Source organism: Alitiscatomonas aceti (assembly GCF_025567195.1).
In the GTDB taxonomy this organism is placed as follows: domain Bacteria; phylum Bacillota; class Clostridia; order Lachnospirales; family Lachnospiraceae; genus Alitiscatomonas; species Alitiscatomonas aceti.
The window spans coordinates 142,453-164,042 of the sequence record NZ_JAOQJF010000003.1 but is presented as its reverse complement, the minus strand read 5'-3'; the positions used below and the strand labels follow the sequence as shown (position 1 = coordinate 164,042).

Annotated in this window: 24 protein-coding genes and 3 tRNA genes; 5 read left to right on the top strand and 22 right to left on the bottom strand. The window is 51.3% G+C overall.

Annotation, left to right across the window (positions count from 1 at the left end):
• Window positions 1–18: 18 nt before the first annotated feature.
• From OCV69_RS02585 to OCV69_RS02550, 8 genes are all read right to left on the bottom strand, one after another.
• Window positions 19–948 carry a diacylglycerol/lipid kinase family protein gene (locus OCV69_RS02585; protein WP_158357384.1) on the bottom strand — a complete coding sequence of 310 codons (930 nt, stop codon included), beginning with the start codon at window positions 946–948 and terminating at the stop codon, window positions 19–21.
• 141 nt (window positions 949–1,089) lie between these two features.
• A tRNA-Met gene (locus tag OCV69_RS02580) sits at window positions 1,090–1,163 on the bottom strand.
• A gap of 123 nt (window positions 1,164–1,286) precedes the next feature.
• A complete protein-coding gene (locus OCV69_RS02575) occupies window positions 1,287–1,604 on the bottom strand; it encodes a hypothetical protein (RefSeq protein ID WP_158357382.1) in 318 nt (105 codons plus the stop codon).
• Window positions 1,605–1,807: 203 nt separating this feature from the next.
• Window positions 1,808–2,614 carry an ABC transporter permease gene (locus tag OCV69_RS02570; protein ID WP_158357380.1) on the bottom strand — a complete coding sequence of 269 codons (807 nt, stop codon included), beginning with the start codon at window positions 2,612–2,614 and terminating at the stop codon, window positions 1,808–1,810.
• Between the two features lie 12 nt (window positions 2,615–2,626).
• Window positions 2,627–3,421: an ABC transporter permease gene (locus OCV69_RS02565; RefSeq protein ID WP_158357378.1), complete on the bottom strand. Its 795-nt coding sequence runs from the start codon at window positions 3,419–3,421 to the stop codon at window positions 2,627–2,629.
• The gene (locus OCV69_RS02560; protein WP_022273303.1) at window positions 3,414–4,340 is read right to left on the bottom strand and encodes an ABC transporter ATP-binding protein; all 927 of its coding nucleotides are present in this window, start codon (window positions 4,338–4,340) and stop codon (window positions 3,414–3,416) included. Before OCV69_RS02560 ends, OCV69_RS02565 begins: the two co-directional genes overlap by 8 nt.
• A gap of 113 nt (window positions 4,341–4,453) precedes the next feature.
• Window positions 4,454–5,371, bottom strand: coding sequence for a sensor histidine kinase (locus tag OCV69_RS02555; RefSeq protein WP_158357376.1), 918 nt, complete (start codon window positions 5,369–5,371; stop codon window positions 4,454–4,456).
• 5 nt (window positions 5,372–5,376) lie between these two features.
• Window positions 5,377–6,069 (bottom strand): response regulator transcription factor, encoded by a 693-nt coding sequence (locus OCV69_RS02550; RefSeq protein ID WP_158357374.1) that lies wholly within the window; start codon window positions 6,067–6,069, stop codon window positions 5,377–5,379.
• Between the two features lie 390 nt (window positions 6,070–6,459).
• Here OCV69_RS02550 and OCV69_RS02545 point away from each other — a divergent pair, with 390 nt between their 5' ends.
• The 3 genes from OCV69_RS02545 to OCV69_RS02535 are packed head-to-tail and all read left to right on the top strand — an operon-like array spanning window position 6,460 to window position 8,539.
• Window positions 6,460–7,053, top strand: coding sequence for a type IV toxin-antitoxin system AbiEi family antitoxin domain-containing protein (locus OCV69_RS02545; protein WP_022273307.1), 594 nt, complete (start codon window positions 6,460–6,462; stop codon window positions 7,051–7,053).
• Window positions 7,050–7,874 carry a nucleotidyl transferase AbiEii/AbiGii toxin family protein gene (locus OCV69_RS02540; RefSeq protein WP_022273308.1) on the top strand — a complete coding sequence of 275 codons (825 nt, stop codon included), beginning with the start codon at window positions 7,050–7,052 and terminating at the stop codon, window positions 7,872–7,874. Before OCV69_RS02545 ends, OCV69_RS02540 begins: the two co-directional genes overlap by 4 nt.
• A 47-nt stretch (window positions 7,875–7,921) precedes the next feature.
• Complete coding sequence (locus OCV69_RS02535) at window positions 7,922–8,539, top strand: hypothetical protein (RefSeq protein ID WP_158357372.1); 618 nt, start codon at window positions 7,922–7,924, stop codon at window positions 8,537–8,539.
• A 477-nt stretch (window positions 8,540–9,016) separates the two neighbouring features.
• On the opposite strand, the gene OCV69_RS02530 is transcribed toward OCV69_RS02535, so the two are convergent.
• From OCV69_RS02530 to OCV69_RS02505, 6 genes are all read right to left on the bottom strand, one after another.
• Window positions 9,017–9,340, bottom strand: coding sequence for a hypothetical protein (locus OCV69_RS02530; RefSeq protein ID WP_158357370.1), 324 nt, complete (start codon window positions 9,338–9,340; stop codon window positions 9,017–9,019).
• 131 nt (window positions 9,341–9,471) lie between these two features.
• On the bottom strand, window positions 9,472–10,353 hold the full coding sequence (lsrF, locus tag OCV69_RS02525; RefSeq protein ID WP_158357368.1) for a 3-hydroxy-5-phosphonooxypentane-2,4-dione thiolase: 882 nt from the start codon (window positions 10,351–10,353) through the stop codon (window positions 9,472–9,474).
• Between the two features lie 4 nt (window positions 10,354–10,357).
• Window positions 10,358–11,356, bottom strand: a complete 999-nt coding sequence (locus OCV69_RS02520; RefSeq protein ID WP_158357366.1) for a dihydroxyacetone kinase subunit DhaK — start codon at window positions 11,354–11,356, stop codon at window positions 10,358–10,360.
• A gap of 37 nt (window positions 11,357–11,393) precedes the next feature.
• Entirely contained in the window at window positions 11,394–12,002 is a 609-nt protein-coding gene (locus OCV69_RS02515; RefSeq protein WP_262562942.1) for a DAK2 domain-containing protein, read from the bottom strand.
• 211 nt (window positions 12,003–12,213) lie between these two features.
• Window positions 12,214–13,143: a sugar-binding transcriptional regulator gene (locus OCV69_RS02510; RefSeq protein ID WP_158357362.1), complete on the bottom strand. Its 930-nt coding sequence runs from the start codon at window positions 13,141–13,143 to the stop codon at window positions 12,214–12,216.
• 117 nt (window positions 13,144–13,260) lie between these two features.
• A complete protein-coding gene (locus OCV69_RS02505; RefSeq protein ID WP_158357361.1) occupies window positions 13,261–13,515 on the bottom strand; it encodes a hypothetical protein in 255 nt (84 codons plus the stop codon).
• Between the two features lie 321 nt (window positions 13,516–13,836).
• On the opposite strand from OCV69_RS02505, the gene OCV69_RS02500 reads away from it, so the two are divergent.
• Window positions 13,837–14,250, top strand: coding sequence for a hypothetical protein (locus OCV69_RS02500; RefSeq protein WP_158357359.1), 414 nt, complete (start codon window positions 13,837–13,839; stop codon window positions 14,248–14,250).
• A gap of 31 nt (window positions 14,251–14,281) precedes the next feature.
• On the opposite strand, the gene OCV69_RS02495 is transcribed toward OCV69_RS02500, so the two are convergent.
• The 7 genes from OCV69_RS02495 to udp form a co-directional block, all read right to left on the bottom strand.
• Window positions 14,282–14,355, bottom strand: a tRNA-Met gene (locus OCV69_RS02495).
• Window positions 14,356–14,389: 34 nt separating this feature from the next.
• Window positions 14,390–14,462: transfer RNA gene (locus OCV69_RS02490), tRNA-Val, on the bottom strand.
• A 236-nt stretch (window positions 14,463–14,698) separates the two neighbouring features.
• A complete protein-coding gene (locus OCV69_RS02485) occupies window positions 14,699–16,027 on the bottom strand; it encodes an MATE family efflux transporter (protein WP_158357357.1) in 1,329 nt (442 codons plus the stop codon).
• 74 nt (window positions 16,028–16,101) lie between these two features.
• A complete protein-coding gene (locus OCV69_RS02480; protein ID WP_158357355.1) occupies window positions 16,102–17,292 on the bottom strand; it encodes a phosphopentomutase in 1,191 nt (396 codons plus the stop codon).
• Window positions 17,279–17,953 carry a deoxyribose-phosphate aldolase gene (gene deoC / locus OCV69_RS02475; protein WP_158357353.1) on the bottom strand — a complete coding sequence of 225 codons (675 nt, stop codon included), beginning with the start codon at window positions 17,951–17,953 and terminating at the stop codon, window positions 17,279–17,281. The genes OCV69_RS02480 and deoC overlap by 14 nt, the downstream gene beginning before the upstream one ends.
• A gap of 6 nt (window positions 17,954–17,959) precedes the next feature.
• Window positions 17,960–18,382 carry a cytidine deaminase gene (locus OCV69_RS02470; protein WP_158357351.1) on the bottom strand — a complete coding sequence of 141 codons (423 nt, stop codon included), beginning with the start codon at window positions 18,380–18,382 and terminating at the stop codon, window positions 17,960–17,962.
• A 33-nt stretch (window positions 18,383–18,415) separates the two neighbouring features.
• On the bottom strand, window positions 18,416–19,204 hold the full coding sequence (udp, locus tag OCV69_RS02465) for a uridine phosphorylase (RefSeq protein WP_158357349.1): 789 nt from the start codon (window positions 19,202–19,204) through the stop codon (window positions 18,416–18,418).
• A gap of 211 nt (window positions 19,205–19,415) precedes the next feature.
• Here udp and OCV69_RS02460 point away from each other — a divergent pair, with 211 nt between their 5' ends.
• Window positions 19,416–20,078 (top strand): phosphatase PAP2 family protein, encoded by a 663-nt coding sequence (locus tag OCV69_RS02460; protein ID WP_158357347.1) that lies wholly within the window; start codon window positions 19,416–19,418, stop codon window positions 20,076–20,078.
• Window positions 20,079–20,148: 70 nt separating this feature from the next.
• Here OCV69_RS02460 and OCV69_RS02455 read toward each other — a convergent pair whose 3' ends face one another.
• Window positions 20,149–21,585 (bottom strand): RNA-binding domain-containing protein, encoded by a 1,437-nt coding sequence (locus tag OCV69_RS02455; protein ID WP_158357345.1) that lies wholly within the window; start codon window positions 21,583–21,585, stop codon window positions 20,149–20,151.
• Between the last annotated feature and the right edge of the window lie 5 nt (window positions 21,586–21,590).

Genomic DNA, 21,590 nt, shown 5'->3' with positions numbered 1-21,590 from the left:
TTGCCATTGATATTTATTCTAAGCGCTGATCATCCGGATCTTCCTGGGGATGCACCGGATCTGCATATCCTGCTGGCACATACAGCTTTCCCCGTCCACATGGACCGCCAGGGGCCGCTCCAGATGGACCGCCACCTCGCTGCATTCAAAGCTCCTGACACCGCGCTCTTTCTTTCTTACCCCTGCGATCACGTCCAGGACCGGCCCGAACATCCTCCGCTTCAGAGAGCTGTTGGCCACGTAGACCGTCATCTTCCCGCTGTCCTCCGGCACCTCCTGTCCGCGTCTTGGCCTCTTCTTTTTCTCCTGCCCCATCCGGATCGTGATAAAGTAGATATAATTGAATTCCACCTTCCTTACGCCGTCCAGGAGCAGATGCCCCCGCACCGGACGCGCCAGCGCCAGCTGCTTTAACGCCAGTACCACCTTCAGCATTCCGGTCATATGAAGCCGGTTCATCTGGCTGCGGACGGGACAGCACAGCAGGTTATGGCAGACGGCCGCATCCAGTCCCACGCCGCACCTTCCGGCAAACCTCCGGTTAAAGATCTCATCCTCCCCGCAGGTCACAACGCCATAATCCAGCAGTTCATAATATTGCGGATGGAGGACGCGCCTGCACTGGACCCTTACCTTACTGTGCGGCCGGCTCCTCCGGGAAAGGGCGTTCCGGAATCCTGCCGGGACGTAGCCCAGGGTCACCATCCCTTTAAAGGACACTCCGTTTAAAACTTCGTTATACGTCCCCTCTCCGCCTACGATAATGATCGTCTTCGGTTCATTTTTATCGGCGGTCAGCGCCCTGGCGATCTCAGCCGCATCTCCCCGGTTTTCCGTAAAAAACACCCGGTATTCCCGTCCTTCATTTTCCAGCTGCTTCTCCAGCCTTTTCCATATGCGATACCCCTTACCAGTTCCTGCACTGGGATTTACGATAAACTGATACATGGAACCCTCCGTTTTATCCTGCTGGTATTACATAAATCATATAATATACAACGAAATTATATTTAGTATACCACAGAATACGGAAAAAAGATAAGAAAATTTCTATAAAAAAGGGACCCTGTATTCAGGATCCCATTTTAGTAGCGGAAGGGAGATTCGAACTCTCGACACTACGGGTATGAACCGTATGCTCTAGCCAACTGAGCTATTCCGCCACGCTTTGCTCAACGAACATTAGGATACCATGTTTGGAATAAAATGTCAACAATAATTTTATTTTTCATGGATTTCGTGAATGCTCTGTGAAAAATCCTGGTAAAAGCAGGGCTTCCGCCCCCCTACTGCCTTGGGCGGAATACGATCTCCCACCGGGACGGCCTGGCATAAAAGATCAGGGCAAAATCCTGGACCAGGCCGCCGATGACCGCATTGCATAAAAACTGCTTTGAAGCGATCCCGTTGCACAGGATATCCTCTGACGATGAGATATTGATGTTCCTGACGCAGATGACCTCCCCGTCGTCGCCCTTAAATTTAACAGAAACCGGATACAGCTCCCGTCCGGCCGGAAACCATGCCATACAGGCAGCCTCTCTCCGGTCGCCTTTGACGGTCCCATCATCCAGATTTGAATTTCCCAATGCCCGATATTCCATTCCAGCCATCCTCTCTTTCCCACACAGCTTCACACACAGAGGGTACGGTCTGCCGTATCATCCCCCGTTTCGAAAAAGAACGTATGTTCTGTTCTTATTATACGAACATTTGTTCTGTATGTCAAGATGAAAAAACTGGAACATGTGGACCGGCACAGCCAAAGGTCCGGAAAAAGCCTCCGGAAACCACGGGCCGCAGCCCCTTACAGCGGCGCAGCCCTTCTCGCCTTCCCCCTGGCACTGGCCTGCCTGCGAGGACGCATCTCTTTTTTCTTACGGGACCGCAAAAGCAGCATTCCTGTCCAGAGGACCATAACGCCGACCCCGGCGGCGGCAAACCCCAGATCCGGAGCCGCGGTCGTCCCGGCATATCCGCTCAGATCGAAGCCCGCCAGGACCAGCGCAGCCGAAAACGGATACAGGCTGGAAAGGACGCCGCCTTTGAAGAACAGCATGCTGTATCCCAGGAAGAACGCCAGGATGGAGCCTCCCAGATATGCCCCGCGGATCTGTCCAAAGATCAGGATCAGGGGCATACAGACCAGACTTGTAGTAAAGGCAGCCGCCACGATCTGCGTACTGCCATGAAAAAGCACCTCCGCAGTCAGTCCCGGCAGGCCGGCCACCAGTCCAGTGACCAGGGTAACGCCGGCACTGTATATTCCCAGAAGGACTGCAAGCATGCCGGTCAGAAGCAGCTTTGTCCCCAGAAGCCCTGGCATAGAAACAGGGACCGCCATGATATTTTTCAGCGTATCATGGGAAGACTCCCTGTCCATGAGCCAGGCGCCTGTCATCACCAGTGAAATGGGCAGAAATATCTGGGTGTTGCCCCAGACAACATTGGCAAAAAGCGTCCGGATATCATAGTCCGGATCCCGGTATTCCGCCTCAATGATCATCTGGCTTCCATATTGTACCAGAGGGCAGAGCCCAAGGGCCATAAGCCCCACCAGAAGGATCTGGCACCGGCGCAGCTTCAGTAATTCTGCTCTTAACAGATTCCACATGATCCCACCTCCTTAAATCTCCTGACGCCGGAAGGCCATCGCGATCAGCGTCAGAAAAACAATAGCTTCCACAACGATCACACTGAACACCTGGGCGCGGCCGAGAAAATACGGGCTGATCCGCTCCAGCAGCTCTGCCAGCTCCGCGCTGGTCCGGCTCTGGTCATAAAACTGGAAGGTCCAGCGGAAAGCCAGCGGTCCCGGAAGCAGGGTACCGATGTTCAGCCCAAAGGGCTGCGTCAGAAAGAGATCGTTCATGGAAAAGATATAATTCACAATGGTGTAAAAAAAGGTGATCACAACGGACACGATATAATTTTTATTGAGAAGGACCACCAGAAGAATGCAGGGAAGCGCTCCGGCCCACATGATCACTCCCTCTTCCAGCCCAACCCAAAACAGCGTCCAGAACCCAACCGGCTCCCATCCCCGGACCAGCAGGACCGCAAGATTCACCAGGCCTCCCGCCGCCATGAAGCCAACGGCAAACAGCAGCAGGACCAGCATTTTGGAAAGCACCAGCTTCGTCCGGTCCACGGGTATGGCCGCAAGGTTTTTCAAAGTATCATGGTCCAGCTCCTGAAACAGCAGGCTGGAAGCCAGGATCACAAGAAGCGGCATCAGAAGCAGATATGCGCTGAGCTGGAACAGGCTGGACATCACTCCATTTACAGCATCCACATCCGTATTCACATCTGACAGGAAAAAAACGTACGCCAACGGCATGAAAACGGAAAGCACCAGAGAAATAAAGACCAGAGGCCTGCGTTTCAGCTTCAGAAATTCACACTCCATCAGTCTAAGCAATCCCCTCGCCTCCCGTCACACGCCTGAAATAATCCTCCAGGCTTTCTTCACAGGTATGGGCCTCCGATACCTCCAGTCCGTTTTCCACAAAGGCAGTTACAACTTTTCCGACCGGCAGATCAAGATTGTGGAGCTGCAGCCTGTGGTCATCCTGGATGGAGAAACGGGTTTCATGGAAGCTGCACTCCAGGATCCTTGCGGCCTGGGCGGTGTCGGAAAGCGTAAAACGGACATGCCTGCCGCTTTTCTGCTCCAGTCTGGCAAGGCTTTCCTCTTCCAGCAGTGTGCCGTGGTCAATGATCCCAATATCGTCCGCCAGCAGGGAAATTTCCGAAAGGATATGGCTGGAGATCAGAATGGTCTTCCCTCCTGTATCACAGAGCTCCCGGATAAAGGAACGCACCTCTGCAATGCCGATGGGATCAAGCCCATTGATGGGCTCATCCAGGATCAGAAGCTCCGGATCGTGCATAATGGCAAGGGCAATGGCAAGCCGCTGCTTCATGCCAAGGGAATACTGTGAAAAGAGCTTTTTGTCTTTATAAGGCAGCCCCACCAGATCCAGGGCATCCCTGATGGCATGACCGTTTGGCACGCCCCGCAGAATGGCAAAGATACGCAGATTTTCCGCAGCGGTCAGATTGGGATAAAAGCCGGGGGACTCGATCAGGCTGCCGATGCGGGGCAGGATCTTCTTTTCATTCCCCTGCAAAGGATTTCCCCAGATCCGCACCTCGCCGGACGTGGGCTTCGTCAGTCCCAGCAGCATTTTCATGGTGGTCGTTTTTCCGGCCCCGTTCCTCCCCAGCAGACCATAGATCCTCCCGCGCTTCACATGGATACTTAAGTCAGCCACGCTCTTTTGCGGGCCATACTGCTTGGTCAGGTTTCTTGTTTCAATGATGGTATTTGTGTCCATAGGCAAACCTCCTGTTCTGTAAGGGATTCTATCACGCCATCCTTGCATGAACCTTGCCGCAGCCTTGCAAAAACCTTGCAGTTTAAGATCCGGCCAGAATGCCAGGGGGCCGCTCACTCATCCAGGGGGAAAACCAGGGTAAATTCTGTTCCTTTTCCCGGTGTGCTTTCCACAGTGATGCTGCCTCCCATCTTTTCCACAAGCTGATGGACAATGGAAAGGCCCAGCCCGCTGCCCTTCTGGGACCGGCCCTTATCACACTTATACAGCCGTTCAAAAATATGCTTCAGATCTTCCTTCCCGATCCCCACGCCATTGTCCGCCACAAGAAGCTTCATGGCACCCCCCTGCTCTGACAGAGCGATCTTGATTTCATCCCCGCCGCTGTGGGCGACCGCATTCTGGATGAGGTTGTTTATGATCCTCATATATCCGTCTGCGTCGAGCCTTACCCGGACCGGACGCTCGGGAATGTCAATGTCATAACCGATCTCCTTATCCTCAAAGACCGGGACCCAGTCGATCAGGATATTTCTTGTGAGCTCTGCCGCTTCAGTGGGATGGATCTCCATGGCAAACTCATTGGAATTCAACCTGAACCAGTCAAAGAGAACGTCAATATATTCTTTCAGATCATGGGCCTTCCGGCGGGCCGTTTCGATATATTCATCCCGGTCCCTGCCCGCAACAAGTCCTTTGTGGGCGGCATCAAGATATCCGATGAGTGTTGTAAGGGGTGTCCGGACATCATGGGAAAGGCTGGTCATAAGCTGACGGTTTGCCTCCTCTGCCTGCCGCACCGCAGAAAGCCTGCGTTCATAGGACACAACGATCTCATTGATCTCATAGGCAATGGGGGCTGCCAGCTCATTTGCTGCGGACAGGATCCGGCGGCCGCCATTTCCGTTTTTCACATCAGCCAGAGCGTCTGCGATCTCCGCGATCTGCTCTTTCACCCGCCGGATACGGTACCAGGAGAACAGGACCGCCAGAGCCGCGGTCATAATGGACAGAAAAACAAGGATCCCCATACCAGCTATACCTCCTTATTAAAGCGGTAGCCGATCCCTTTGATGGTCTGGATATACTTTGGGCTTGAAGGAGCGGCCTCCAGTTTTTTGCGGAGCCGGCTGATGACCGCCATGATATTGCTGTCGTCATAGAAATATTCGTCTCCCCAGACATTTTCATAGATCTGCTTCTTGGTCAGGATCTTCCCCTGATTTTTTGCACAGTATAACAGCAGGTCAAATTCCTTCGGGGGAAGTTCAAAGGTACCGTTTTCCGCAGTGACCAGACGGGCTTCCGGGTCGATCTCCAGTCCGTCAAATACAAGCTTCTGCACGGTCCCATCCGGCTGGTTAAAGCGGGTATAACGGCGGATCAGCGAAACGATACGGGCGATCAGCTCCTCCATATCAAAGGGCTTTGTCAGATAATCGTCCGCTCCGGCCCGCAGCCCCCGCACCTTTGAGATACTGTCATTCCTCGATGTGAACATCAGGATCGGAAGGCTGCTTTCCTTCCGGATCTCCTCCAGGGTCTCAAAGCCGTCCATGCCCGGCATCATCACATCCAGTATCACAAGCTGGTACTCCCTTTCCCTTAATTTCAAAAGGCCGGCCTTTCCGGTATTGCAGAAATCGGCTTCTATATTTTCGGATAATACGCTGCGTTTGATCAGAACGCACAGCTCCCTGTCATCATCTATGATCAAAATCCGGTTCATGGCAAAATTCCTTTCCCTGTTTTGTCCGGCCATCCGCCGGCTTCTCTGCCAGACGATGCTTCCCGCGGCCATCATCCTCTGATCCGGCCCGCGCCTCTGGCCTTTCCATTATAATTCTCCCGGCCATACAATACAAGTATGCATCCATCCCCATTCCCCGATGCCAAAACCGCCAGAGCACGTTTTCCTATGATATGGCACTGGCTTTTTACGGTTCGTGCCTTTTCCCTTGTTTGATTTTTGGGGTATGGTAAATGTTTCATTTAAAATCGATGTTTACTTTTGTCATAATTTAATTGTAAATATTTTTTGAATGTGCATTTAATTGTATTGACTTACATCATAATTATGTGCATAATATTATTAGGTTGTTATAATTGAGGTGAATGTATGGATTACATAACTGAACTCGCCGCTATTGCAAAATCGCATGGAGGAATTATCGAAACCAAGATAGCAGCACAGCATGGCATCTCCAAAGCAATGCTTTATAAATTGTGTAAAGAAGATAAGATCCATCGCATTGTAAAAGGACAGTATATCCTTCCGGATGATATGCAGGATGAGCTACTGGCGATCAGCAATCGCTCTAAAAAAGTAATTTTTTCTCACGAAACTGCGCTCTACCTTCATGGAATTTCTGACCGCACACCGTTTGAACATACGATCACTGCACCCTCCGGCTGTATCCCATCCGCTGCAATTAAATCTGAATGCAAGGTATATTACATCAAGCCTGATTTGTTTGAACTTGGAAAAACAACTCTGAGAACACCCGCAGGAAATGATGTTCCCGCATACGATCTTGAACGCACAATTTGTGATGTGATCCGCAGCCGGAACAAATTGGGAACAGAAACTTTCCTCGCGGCATTAAAGCTGTATGCGGCAACCCCAAAAAAAGATTTGAACAAATTAAACTCTTACGCAAAAAAAATGCGGGTATCCAACGTCCTGCGTCAATATTTGGAGGTGCTTCTATGAGTAAAGCAATGAGTCTGAAAGCGAGAATCCGCAATATCGCCAGACAGAAGAATATCCCTGCACAGGTCATTTTGCAAAACTATATGTTTGAGCGTCTGCTCGTCCGTCTTTCCGCTTCCGACTACAAAGAAAAGTTTGTATTAAAGGGCGGTATGCTGGTGGCTGCGATTGTTGGATTGGACAACCGCGCAACCATGGATATGGATACCACTCTCAAAAATCTGCCCCTTACACCAGAAGCAATCCGCAGTGCATTGGAAGATATTTGTGATATTGCATTTGATGATGGCGTTGTATTTGAAATCAGAACTATTTCTCCCATCCGTGAAGATGATATTTATGGCGGATACCGTGTCATGCTGAATGCAAAGCTGGATACTCTTCTGACTCCGCTCAGCATTGATGTATCCGCCGGCGACGCGATCACGCCCCATGCAGTCCAGTACAACTTTTTTGAAATTTTTGATGATGGGCAATCATACGAACTGTGGGCATATAACATCGAAACTGTTATGGCAGAAAAGGTGGAAACCATTTTGCGGCGCGGCGTATTCAATACCCGTCCAAGAGATTTTTACGATGCTTACATACTGACGACAACACAGAAATTTGATAAAGCTGTGTTTGCAGAGGCACTGAGAGCAACCGCAGACCATCGCGGCACCACTCAGCGGATCGCAGATGTTCCCGCTATTCTTCACGACATCGAAGAAAATCCGGAACTTCAGATTATGTGGAACAAATACCGCAGACAGTTTGCCTATGCAAAGGAAATCGAATATATATCGATCATTACGGTTTTGAGGCAACTGCTGCTATAGTATAAAACATTACATGTGTTAATGTCTTTTTCTGAAAGAGGAAGTTTATGAAGGTAATCAAAGCCATTCTTAGTATCATCACCGCCATTTTTCTTATTGTTGGCATTCCAATCATCATCAACGAATGCTATAAAGCAGATTGCGGATATATCACCGTATGGGATGGAGTCGATGTGCTTGAGTATTATGGTGCCATTCTCGGCTCAATTATTGCGGCAGCAACATTAGCCATTACGATCATTTTTACAAAAAAACAGATTCAAAGAGATTCCTTTCTTAAAAATGAAACTGAGAAGCGGGACCGGCTTAAGACAATTTTTCTGCAAACCTTAAGTGATATCAACCCAATGAGAGTTCTTAAGGATATGATAGACACCGGATTCACTGATTCTGCAAAAGCCATCTGTCTCTTGCAAAGATATCAACTGGATTGTAAAATTGCCAATGATATTCTTAACGCGCATTTGAACATAGTTGATTATCCAAAGTTAAAAAAACTTATTGACAATATAGCTGCCACTGCAGAGGAATTCGTGAGCATCAGTCAGAAAGAAATCAATCAGTACTCAGACTTTCAGATCTGGCAGCTTAAAGACACTGCTTCTGAACTGTTGAAAGCCGAAAAAGAACAGCCGGGCTCTCTCCCAGGAGCAGATTGCGCTTAATGAAAAAATTGTAGAAAAATGTAAATCTATCAGTTATGAAACTATCAACCAGCAAATTATGCAGCTCAATACCGAATTTGTTCGGCTATACGAAGAAAAGTACCGAGCTTTATTGCAACTCACAGGTTCTACATTTGAGGCGATATCCATAGAAACACAGCAGCAGGCAGATTATATGCTATCGTTTGGCAGAAAGAACAGACATGCATATAATCCCTGTACATACGCCCCCAACGACCAATAGGTCTGTTTTTCTCTGATAAGCGAGTATCGGAAATATCGTAATCCCAACGACGGATATAGTTAAGTCCCTGCATCATATATCCCTCTGCAAAAATGCTTTTACGGGTACAAAAGAAGCGATACTCGGTTATCAAAAACCAGATATCGCTGACTTCTGTTCAGCCCCCATCCGACAGACGCCGGGGACCCCGCCTTTCGTCTGACGGCCCGGGCCAAAAGCCCGGGCCATGGATCTTATACCTCCTGATACAGCTCTAAGATCGCTCCGTCCTTCCAGACAAAGGCCAGCTGATCGCCCTTGTCGTTGGCGTCCATGGGACCGCAGATGACAGAATCCGCATCATCGATGTATTTCTGAAGATCGTCCACCTTATACGCCACATGGGGATTGCGGTGAAGGACCTCCGGGAACGGTGTTCCCTCCTCAAATTTCAGATACTCGATCTTGTAATCATAGTCATCCACGCTGCTGACCCAGAACCTGGCCCCCTCATTGTAGACCATGCCGGGCTTTTTATTGGTGACCGGAATACCGATGTGCATATATGCAGCTGCCATGCTCGTTCCTCCTGTTTCTTCCATGAATATTTCTGCGCTTCAGGCGCCTTCCCGTGAAGCTTCCGCCTTCCCCCGGAGATCCTCCCCCAGGCGGAGGCTTTTTTATCAGGCGCACCGCACAGATAAAAATGTTACTGGTTTTTCACCGTTTCGTAAACCTCAAAGGCCTGCTTAGGGGTATACCCCTCATGGACCACCTTGCCGATGGCCTGGGCCATACCGGCCGGACAGTCGGACTGGAAGATATTTCTTCCCATATCCACGCCATGGGCGCCTTCCTGGATCGCCCTGTAAGCCATCTCCAGGGCCTCCAGCTCCGGAAGCTTCTTTCCTCCGGCGATGACGATGGGGACCGGGCATGCGGCAGCCACGCGTTCAAAGCCGTCGCAGTAGTAGCTCTTTACGATATTGGCTCCGTTTTCCGCCAGCACGCGGGTGGCTAAAAGGAAAAACTTTTCAGTCCTCTCCATCTGTTTTCCAACGGCAACCACCCCCAGGGTCGGGATCCCGTAACGGGCTCCGGCGTCAGCGGTGCGGGATAAAAGCTCCAGGGAACGGCTTTCGCCGGGCGCACCGATAAAGGTCTGCACGGCCATGCAGTCGGCGTTCATGCGGATGGCATTTTCAATGTCGCAGGCGATCCCTCCGCCGTTGGACATATCGTCATAAAGAACCGTGGAATCGTAGGTCACCCGGACGCATTTTGCCACAGGAGCCGCCGGGGAGATACAGGAACGGATCATTCCCCTGGTGCCCATCAGGACGTTTACATGGGGGATCAGCGGCGGGATCACCAGGTCGATCCGCTCTAAACCGGCGGTGGGACCCATGATGTAGCCGTGGTCAAAGGCCAGCATCACCGTATTTCCGGACCTGGGATCAAACATCTTCCCCAGACGGTTTTTCATGCCCCAGTCGCAGTGGGCGCTGCCCTTCACATAAAATCCCTCCTGCGCAGCTGGAATATCAAGATGATAATCGTGCGCAGCCTTATTTCCAATATTATCTGCCATAATCTTACTCCTTGCTGTACGCCGGTGTGTGGCACGGCGTGTTCCAGAGACGGATAAATTCGTCGTCCCACTTTGCAATGTTCATCTGGAAGCCTCCGGCCTCCTGGACCGTTAAGATCTCTCCTACCATGCTGGCAGCCACTTCCACGCCCCTTTCCTTTAAGAACTCAACCGTATCCTTAAAGAGGACCAGCATTTCCATCATGGTAGTGGCTCCGCAGCCGTTGATCATCACAAAGGCCCGGTCGCCGGCCTTTAACTCCAGATTCCTGCAGAGGGCCTCTGCCACAGTGGCAACGGTCTCCCTGGAGGACTTCATGGGCACGCGGACTCCGCCGCCCTCGCCGTGCTGGCCTGCGCCGATCTCCATCAGATCCGTTTCGCCCAGGTCGCCGAAGGACATCCCGTTCTGCGGATGGGTGGCGTCGGTGGATTTCACGGTGATGGAGGCCATGTTCTTCGCGTAGCGCTCTGCGATCTCAGCCACCTCGTCAAGGCTCTTTCCCTCTCTGGCCGCGGCTGCGGCAATATGGTAAAGAGCAACAGCCCCTGCCAGTCCCCGTTTATTGTCCTCGCCGTTGGGGTCAAACTGGATCTCCTCGCCTGTGACCACCTGGCGGACGTTTAGGCCTGCCTTCTGGGCCAGCTTCATGGCCTGCTTTCCGGCCAGCTGGTCGCCTGCGTAGTTGAGCGTCAGCAGCAGAACGCCGTGGCCTTTGTCAGCCAGTTTCATGGCGTCAAATACCAGCTTCGGGTTGGGGGCCGCAAAAATATCGCCCACCGCCTGCACATCCAGCATTCCTTTTCCAACAAAGCCGGCCTGTGCCGGCTCGTGACCGGAGCCGCCGTATGTAACGATGGTCACGCGGTCTGCGTCCTTTAAGTCCTTACTGATCACCAGATGGCCGTCCACATCAACGATGTCCGGGTAAGCAAGCCCCAGGCCCACTAACTCCTCGTCGGTGATGGTCTCGGGGGCGTTGATAAATTTTTTCATCTTCATAGTAGGTTCCTCCTGTTTTTAATGGATTCCGTTACATTTAAGCCCGGGCCAGGCCGCGGAAGAAATACGCCATGGACACTGCGCCCGCATCGGGAGTGCCGATGGTCTGGGTCCCGTAGCTTTTGGCCCTTCCAAACCTGGAAACAAACTGCCTGCTCGACTCGGCGCCGTCCGCAGCTGCTTTGGCGGCAATGGCAAACAGCTCATTTTCATCGCTTCCCTCATAGGCGGCTATGGCCTCGCTGGCAGGGATCAGCGCATCCATCATGGTCTTGTCTCCGACCTTTGCCCCGGATACGCCATCCAGCTCCTCAAAGGCCCGTTTAAAGACCGCCTTGATGCCAGGAACATCGATCTCATCTCCCTCCGGAGCCCCTTCCTGCATTCCGTCCAGCCATGCGTTCCAGAGGGGAACGGCGCTGCCTCCGTTTAACACCATCACGGCCATGGCCGCATCGTCCAGCATTTCTTTGATGCCTCCGTCCGATCCCTTCACGGCGGAATCAATGGCTCCGGCAATTTTTTTCATGGTGAGGCCATGATCGGCGTCGCCGAAATGTGAATCGATCTCGGTCAGCTCCTGTTCCGCCGAAATCACTGAAGCACAGGCGCAGGACAGCCGGTCCGCAAACTCCTCTTTTTTCACAAATGTTACCTCCTTATCCGTATTCCAGCGCATATTTGTTACTTATGTTCATAATCATAGCATGCAGGCTTTTGTAAATCAATATCCATGAAAGATCCGGCGGTAAATTCTATGTATCCCATATAAAACCAGGAATATTATTATGCATATTGCACAAAAGTAAAACCTCTCAAGGATATAAAATATACTCGAGAGGTTACATATGTAACTATTATTCCAAAATGGAGTGGATGAGGGAGGACCGGGCCACGATGTGGGTCAGAATGCCGGACTTTAAGGCTCCTTTCACCGCCTTGGAGCTGGTATTGGCAGAGCAGACGCCGATGATGTTGGGACACTGTTTTAAGGTTTCCAGGGGCACCTGGATGGCAAAATCCTGGTCCGACTGGATCACGGTTCCGTCTTCATTAAAATAGTAGACAAGCATCCGGCCGCAGGCATGGTGCTCCTGGAGAAGGCCGCCGTAGCGCACCAGGGAGGCAAAGTCCGGACTGGAGGGATAGTCGCCGATGTTCACCAGGGCGGTGTCGATCCGCTCCCATTCCTCATGGATCTGCCGGTAGATTTCCGTGGAGCAGAGGATCTGTTTCTCCTCCAGGCTTTCCGGCAGGGCGGGCAGGTAGAGAAAATGCGGGGAGGCTCCCAGCTGCTGGGCCATAAGGCGGACATTTTCGTTGGACTGGTAGTTGCGGGCAGGAATGCTGGCATTCCCCACCAGCGGACAGATATCGGTGACGGAGCTGCCATGCCGGGGATTTTTTTCCAGCCACGTCACCAGCTGGCCGATCAGATGGCCCCAGCCCACACCCAGACGGCGGCTCTGCAGCTGCTCCAGAAGCTCCACCGCCCCCTGGGAAAGAAGCTGGTTGGTGAATGCGTCGCCGGCTCCATCCTCCACAAGGATCCCGTCCTTTATGGAGCTTCCGGCACGCAGCCGCTCCAGAAGGCTGGCGGCCTTCACCTCCGGATCATGGACGGTGATCTCCACCACCCCCAGCTGTCTCGCCTCCGTAAGAAGACGGCTGACCATGGGCCGGGAAATCCCCAGCTCCGCGGCAATATCGCTCTGCTTCTGATCGTCTAAATAATACCGGCGGGCAACGTAAGCCAGCCGCCTTCGCTTTTCATGATCTGACTTCAATTCAGGTCCTCCTTTGCGGGTCTGTGCCGAAAAAAACTGGCGCCGGAGGTCATCCCCAGCACCAGCCTTATCTGCGGTTCAGAGCGCCGGCCTGTACCGGCTTCCTTTTCCGTCTGTTTAGTTTGCCTCATCCTTCGAGCAGTCTGCTTCGTAGCAGTCCAGGATCTTCTTCAGCGCATCCACGTCCAGACCCTTTTCCTCCATGGTCTGACGGATGGACTCCATCTCCGCATCATGGATCTGATCCAGTACTTCCTTCTCTTTTTCCTTTAAAGCCGCGATCTTTTCTTCGTGGTCCGAAATGCTTTTCCTGATCTTTTCTAATTCCTGGCGCAGCTTATCTGCTGTGGATTTTTTTACTCCTCTTGGCATATTCTGTCTCCTCCTGGATGAATTTTTATTAATTCGATTATAGAGAATTTTTGGTCCGCGGTCAATACAAATATGGATAATATTTTCATACTTTCCAGAAACCTTCTGGTCTGTCTCCGGCCGTTCAGGTTTCTCAGCCTTTATTTTCTTATTGCAGGCTCAATCCTCTTTATATTTATGGCGCAGGCATAGCGATCCGTGTTTTTAATATTTTAACCATGGATATGTTGTTTTTTATCCCTTTTTTGTGGTATGATCTTTTTAACAAAAGCATGGAAACCACAAGCTGTCTGCACTCTGAAAGCAAAAAGGGGGAATTGCATGAAAAAAATTATCCCTATTCTTCTTCCCGGCCTGTTCAGTGCAGCCGAGATCCTGGCTGCTCTTTATCTGAAGCGGCAGATCCCGGCTGGATCTGCGGGGCTGTCCATGGCTGCAGACCTGCTGCTGTACGCATGGATCGCCTATAACGGATGCAGCTGGACCATTGGATATAAGAAAATATTTATACATGGCATCTGGTTTTTCCAGGAAGCCGATGTGCTCCTTACCAGAACCGCAAAAAAACCCTTCTTCTGCCTGTGCATCCCGCAGGCCGCCGTCAGTACGATCCTTTTTTTCTGGTTCCTGTTTTCTTTATATCCCTTTCTGGCGGTATTGCCGGCGGGAAAAATGCTCTTAATGCTGTCTGCGTACCGCAGGCTGTTCCGCAAAATAACTGCAAAACCGCATTAAAAAGCGCTTACCAGATGGTAAGCGTTTTTCATAGCGGAAGGGAGATTCGAACTCTCGACACTACGGGTATGAACCGTATGCTCTAGCCAACTGAGCTATTCCGCCATATGAAATTGTTCATAAGATTTCTCTTATGGAATGGGGCCTATAGGGCTCGAACCTATGACCCTCTGCTTGTAAGGCAGATGCTCTCCCAGCTGAGCTAAGACCCCATTTCGTCCTGTGAGCTGTTACTCACTTGCGACTTTGACAGTATAACTGATAAAAGGAAAAATGTCAACACTTTTTTAATTTTTTTCTTCATTTTTATTTTTCTGCTTTTCAGCCGCCCGCAGGCCGGTCTCCCAGGCCCGCGCAGGCCCCTCTCCCGCAGGAGGCGAAGCCCCCGTGTACAGAAGTCATGCTCCCCTGTACACGGAGGGTATCGTTTCTTTCTTCCGCTCTTCCATCACAGCTTTTTCCAGTCCATGCGCACCAGGGACACGAAAAAGGCTACGGAGCTTAAGAACCAGGTCAGCGGATACGCCCAGGAAATGGTCTGGAACACAGGAACGATCTGGATGGCGATGGAAACGTAAAGGATCCGGACGCCGCACCAGAAGGCCAGCATAGCCGCCATGGGCATAAAGGATTTCCCACAGCCCCTCATAACTCCCGCCGCACAGTGGGAAAAGGCCAAGAGGAAGAAAAACAGCGCCGTAGTACGGCAGTGGATGACACCAAATTCAATAGCCTCCGGAGCGTTTACAAAGATCCTCATCGCATAGGGAGCCCACATAAAATAGAGGATCCCCACCAGCTCGGCCAGTATCATGCTGGAAATGGTACCCACGGCAGCGCCTTTTTTCGCCCGCTCATACTCCCCTGCGCCGATGTTCTGGCTCACGAAGGTGGGCAGGGCCATGGACATGCTCATGATAGGAAGGAATACGATCCCCTCGATCTTGGAATGGGCTCCCACCCCCGACATGGCAAAGGCCCCGAAGGCGTTGATGTTGGTCTGGATCACCAGATTTCCCACGCTGACCACCGAGTTCTGGATGCCCGTGGGAAGTCCCTGGCGGATCACCTGGGCCATCATATCTTTATTGAGCTTCAGCTTTTTTATATCCAGCCGCAGGGATTCGTCCTTTTCCCGGCTCATGCGGATCAGGCACAGGACCACGCTTAAGCCCTGGGCAACGACCGTGGCAAAAGCCGCGCCGCCCACGCCCCACTGGAAGCCGGCCACAAAAAGCAGGTCCAGGGCAACGTTCACCAGGGAGGACACGATCAGATAATAAAGGGGATGGAGGCTGTCTCCCAGGGCCCGCATCACCGACATACAGACGTTATACAGGATCACCGTGAACACGCCCGCAAAGTAGATCCTGAAATATACCAGGGAATGGGGCATCACGCTGTCCGGCGTATTCATCATCCGCAGGACAGAGGGAATAAAGATAAGTCCCGCCGCCGTGGCGATGACCGAGGACCAGATCCCGAACAGGAAGTTGGCATGGATGGCCTTCTGGACCCCCTCTCTGTTTTTCGCGCCAAAATACCGGGAGATCACTACGCCGCCTCCCACAGCGATGCCATTAAAGAGACCGATGATCAGAAACGTCAGATGGCCTCCGGAGCTGACGGCCGCAAAGGCGTCGTTGCTGGCAAAATTTCCAACGACCCAGGCATCCGCCATATTATAAAACTGCTGGAGCAGCTGCCCAAGAAACAGGGGGATCGCAAACCGGATCAGTCCCCCTGTGATCGAGCCTTTCGTCAGGTCATTATTCATGCTTTTGTATCCACTCCCCATTGTTTTTCATTCCTGCCCGGGCCGCCCCCGCCGGAAGCAGCCCGGAAAAAATCCTACACCAGTTTTTCCAGAACGGAATCCCCGATCATATTTTCTTCCTTTTTCAGTCCAAAATTATCCAGAATGGTTCCCCCGATGACTGCAAAGGTCTCCGCCTCCGGCAGCTCCCCCTGGCCCTTCATGGACGGCGAATAGGCAAGGAATGGCACCTTTTCCCTGGTATGGTCGGTCCCTGTATAGGTGGGATCATTTCCATGGTCGGCGGTGATCATAAGAAGGTCGTCCTCCCCAAGGAGAGGCAGAAGCTCTCCCAGCTTCTCGTCGAACCGCTCCAGCTCCTTTCCATAGCCAATCGGATCTCTCCGATGGCCCCAGAGGGCGTCAAAATCCACCAGATTCACAAAGCACAGGCCGGAAAAATCTTTTTTACAGAGCTCAATGGTCTGCTCCATGCCGTGGACCGAAGACTTGGATTTATGGCTTTCTGTGATCCCCTCTCCGTCAAAGATATCCCGGATCTTTCCTACGGAGATCACATCATAGCCGTGATCCTTCAGGATATTTAAGGCAGTGGTCCCTGTGGGCTTTAAAGCATAATCGTGGCGGTTGCTGGTCCGCACGAACTCTCCCTTTTTCTTTCCCACATAGGGCCGCGCAATGACCCGGCCCACGCGCCATTCTTCCTTCATGGTGATCTCCCTGGCGATCTCGCAGCACCGGTAAAGCTCCTCCAGGCCGAAGGTCTCCTCGTTGCCGCAGATCTGCAGCACAGAGTCCGCCGATGTATATACGATCATGTGGCCGGTGGCGATCTCCTCCTCAGCCAGCTCATCCAGGATCTCTGTACCGCTGGCGCTCTTATTTCCAATGACCGTCCTGCCGGTCCGCTCCTCCAGCTCTTTTATGAGCTCCGGCGGGAATCCCGTATCCGTAAAGGTCTGAAAGGGCTTGGTGGTATGAATGCCCATCATTTCCCAGTGGCCGGTCATGGTGTCCTTTCCGTTGCTCATCTCCCGCATGACCATACGGTAGCCCAGGGGCTTTTCCTCCGGGGCCAGCCCGGAAAGGCTGCAAAGGTTTGCGATCCCCAGCTTCCTTAAATTGGGGATCTGAAAATCCTCCATCCGCTCTGCAATATGACCCAGGGTATTGACCCCTTTATCTCCAAACTGTTCGGAGTCCTCCATGGCACCGATCCCCAGGGAATCGATGACGATGGTAAATATTCTTTTATACTTCTTCATCCAGTTCTACCTCTTTCTTTTTTGCCTGCTCTGCCAGTCTGCTGGTCCCCAGGCGGTCCGCTCCCAGACGGATAAATATTTCAGCGTCATGGAAGCCGCTGATGCCTCCTGCGGCCTTGATCTGCTTTCCCTCCCCCATCTGTGCCTTCATCAGCTCCACATCCGCAAAGGTGGCGCCGCCGGCGGAAAAGCCCGTGGAGGTCTTTATAAATTCTGCATCGGACCTGGTGACAGTCCTGCAAAGCTCTGTCTTTTCTTCTTCTGTTAAAAGACACGTCTCGATGATCACCTTTAAAAGGCGGCCGGCGCAGGCTTTTTTGACCGCGTTGATCTCTTCCAGGACCCGGTCGTACCGGCCCTCCTTCACCCAGCCCAGGTTCACCACCATGTCGATCTCATCCGCCCCGTTTCCCACAGCCTCTGCGGTCTCATATACCTTGACCGCCGTGGTGTTATAGCCGTTGGGGAAGCCGATGACTGTGCATACGGGAAGCCGTCCCTTTAAATACTCTGCGGCCTGCTTCACAAAGGACGGAGGGATGCAGACCGACGCAGTCCCAAACCGGAGGCCGTCATCGCAGACAGCCTCTATCTGCTCCCAGGTGGCCCCCTGCTTTAAAAGCGTATGATCCACTCTGGATAAGATTTCCCTGTACGTCATATTCTTCTATTCCTTTCTTTCTACGCCGTCTCCGGCAAAGCCCAGGGGCAGAAGCTCCTTCAGGGTATACTCCCGGAAGGAAAGATCCCCCTTCCCCAGAACGATCCGGAAGCGCTCCGGATCACAGAATTCCATCATCACCTGGCGGCAGACGCCGCAGGGCGGGCAGAAATCCTCCGGCTCCTTCCCGGCCGGTCCTCCCACGATGGCAATGGCAGAAAATTCCCGTTTTCCTTCGCTGACAGCCTTAAAAAACGCGGTCCGCTCCGCGCAGCAGCTGGGACCAAAGGCCGCGTTTTCAATGTTGCAGCCCCCATAGACTGTCCCATCCGCACATAAAAGGGCGGCTCCCACCCGGAATCCTGAATAGGGGGTATAGGCCACGCTCCTGGCCTCCAGAGCCTTCTCCACCAGTTCCTTATTTTCCATAAAACGCACCGCCTTTCCCGGAATCCTCTCCTGTTATACGGTCTGATTCTTTTCCCGTTCCTCTTTTATAAGGACGCGGATGGCCTCCACGCCCACTTTAATGGCCGCCTCCGTATCGTGGACCACGGGATTGGGAAGTCCCGCCTTTTCCCGTTCCTGGTTGGCGACTGCCAGAAAGCAGGCACCGCAGCGGACTCTCAGATAACTGGCCACGATAAAAAGGGCCGCCGACTCCATCTCTGACGCCTTGCACCCCAGCTTCAGCCAGGCGTCCCACTTGCTTAAAAGCTCTCCCGCCACAGGCATCAGCTCCGGATTGTGCTGGCCATAAAAGGAATCCTTGCTCTGGACCACTCCGGCATGGCAGGCATAGCCCAGGTTCTCTCCTGCCTTCATCAGGGCGTTGACCACCCTGAGATCTGCCACTGCCGGAAACTCAATGGGCGCATACTCTCTGCTGGTCCCCTCCGCACGGATGGATCCGGTGGCAACCACCACGTCGCCGCCCCTGACATCCAGATCCATACCGCCGCAGGTTCCCACCCGGATAAAGGTATCGGCTCCGCATTTCACCAGTTCCTCCAGGGCAATGGCCGCCGAGGGACCGCCGATGCCGGTGGAGGTAACGCTGACCTTTTCACCATCCAGGTATCCCGTATACGTCACGTATTCCCGGCTGTCGGCCACCAGCTCCGCACGCTCAAAGTGTTCCGCGATCTTTTTACAGCGCTTGGGGTCTCCCGGAAGGATCACATAGCGTCCCACATCGCCGGGTCTTATATTTAAATGATACTGCAATCCAGCTTCTTCCACATAAGGCATAATCCATTTCTCCTTTCTGACTGGTTTCTTATAACATACCACAAATCCATCATTCTGTCAAAATACTGGCGAAATTTTTTCATTTTTGTACCAACATATTACCAAAATGTTACTCTTTCTTAAATTTTTGTGAACTGCCTTGAAACCCGTTTTTCCCTGTGATATACTTTGCTAAAGTTATAACAGGAAATGACCAGAACGAAAGGAGGTCATTGAAAATATGAAAAAACTCATGAAAAAATACGGTCATGTCTGGATCCTGTCCTACGGCCTGATCTATCTGCCATGGTTTGCAGCGCTCCAGCAGAATGTGGGAAAACCTTACCACGTGATGCATACCGCCCTGGACGATCTGATCCCGTTCAACGAGTATTTTATCGTCCCCTACCTGCTGTGGTTTTTGTATGTGGCTGCTGCCATTGCCTATTTTTTCTTTACCAGCAAGGACGATTATTATCGGCTGTGTACCTTTCTATTTACAGGCATGACCATCAGCCTTCTGGTGTGTACCCTGTACCCCAATGGAACGGATTTCCGCCCTGCCATCGACCCGGATAAAAATATCTTCTGCTTCCTGGTGGCGAAGCTGTGGAGCATCGATCCATGTATCAATGTGTTCCCCAGCATCCATGTATACAACTCCATCGGAGTCCATATTTCCATCTGCCGCAGCCAGACCCTTTCAAAGAACAAGCCTCTGGTATGGGCCTCCGGGATCCTGATGGTGTCCATATGTATTGCCACCGTATGCTTAAAGCAGCACTCTATCCTGGATGTGTTCGGTTCCATGCTGATGGCCATGGTGATCTATCCCATCGCCTATGCGCCGGAAACCGCCAGCCGGAAAAAGTATACCGGAAACTTTGATTTCTAAATTCCTGCCAATCAATGCCATCTGCACGGAGCAGATGGCATTTTTTCTGTTCTGCCAGCCGTATGTGATCTTATTTTATAATCCATTTCCCTTTGCGGCTTGTACCTTCCCGCGCAAGCGTTCCATTTTTTCGCATTTTCCGGGTATGATATTTTACAGTGTTTTGATTCATTGCAAGCCGAACTGCGATTTCCTTTTGAGAGATAGCAGGTTCTTCTCTTATCAATTTCAAAATTGCTTTTTCCGGATCGCCCACTGCCGATGGGATCTCAGACCGGGTGGCGGATTGGGTGGCGGATTGGGTGGCGGATTGGGTGGTTCCTTCTCCGGTTAATTTATCATCCAATGGAACAATAATTTTAAATACGTCACCTTCAATAAATTCCGGCTCTTTTCCCGAATAAAATTTACTGTACTTAAATAGATTTCTCACACCCGATCCAAGTTTATCTGCATAGCCAATATTTCTAAAAAAATCCGCAATGATCGGATTCTTTGGATTTGGAGCAGCGTTATCTGGTGTCAGAATCGCAGCCTGCGATGCACGATTTGCATTTTCAACGTATACGCAATCTTTTCCAATAACAAATTTTGCCTGAAAAGAACTTGTGTATTCCCTATGGATCAAAGTATTTGCGATCATCTCGCGAGTAATGATATTCCGAAGACTCTTTCTTTGATCATCTTCCAAATAAAACCTGTCCGGAAGATGCTTCCGTCCGAACTCCATCATCTGTTCATAGCTTTCGATCAAATTTGTTTTTATGATCTCACGATCATCATACCGGTCCACATCGACCCTGCGGAGCAGAGCGTCTGTCACATATGCCGGTGCAACATCTGCGATCACATCATCTTTTCCAAGCAGCATGACAGCAGCCAGATTAAACCCCGACTCACCAGTCATGCGGTCCATACTATAAAGCCGCGTGCTCTTCAACAGTTCTTCATCTGTCATACCGCTCCACGGATGGGCCTGTGCACTATTATTCGCTGCCATCGTCCGAAGCTTCGGCAATAAATCCAATCGCAGATCTTCCATTTTTACATATGGAAAAATTTTTTTCTCTGTAAAAATACCTTGCTTGCGAATATACATTTGCGCGATCTGCGCAGTCGCAGTCACTTTTACATCTGCATCATTCACACGATCATAAATAACTTTTTTGAAGCTATGCACTTCTGCACTGGAAAAAACATGGACATGAATTATCGTTTTACCTTTATAAGAAAGTATTTCTGGTGTAAGGTACACAGTTGGAGAAAATAAAGCCGGATTGCTAATGCAGCTAATAAAATTTTTTACCATATCAGGTGCATCTTTTTCCGGAACACCACATACCGTACCATCATCCAGTACTCCCATAAAAAGATCCCCGCCAAAACGGTTTAAAAATGAGCAGACGGATTCATATACATCATTTTCAATATTATTTCCACACCGCTTGAATTCGACAGCGATGGTTTCGCCTATTTCCAATATGGATTTTATTGTATTTACATCCACCAGGA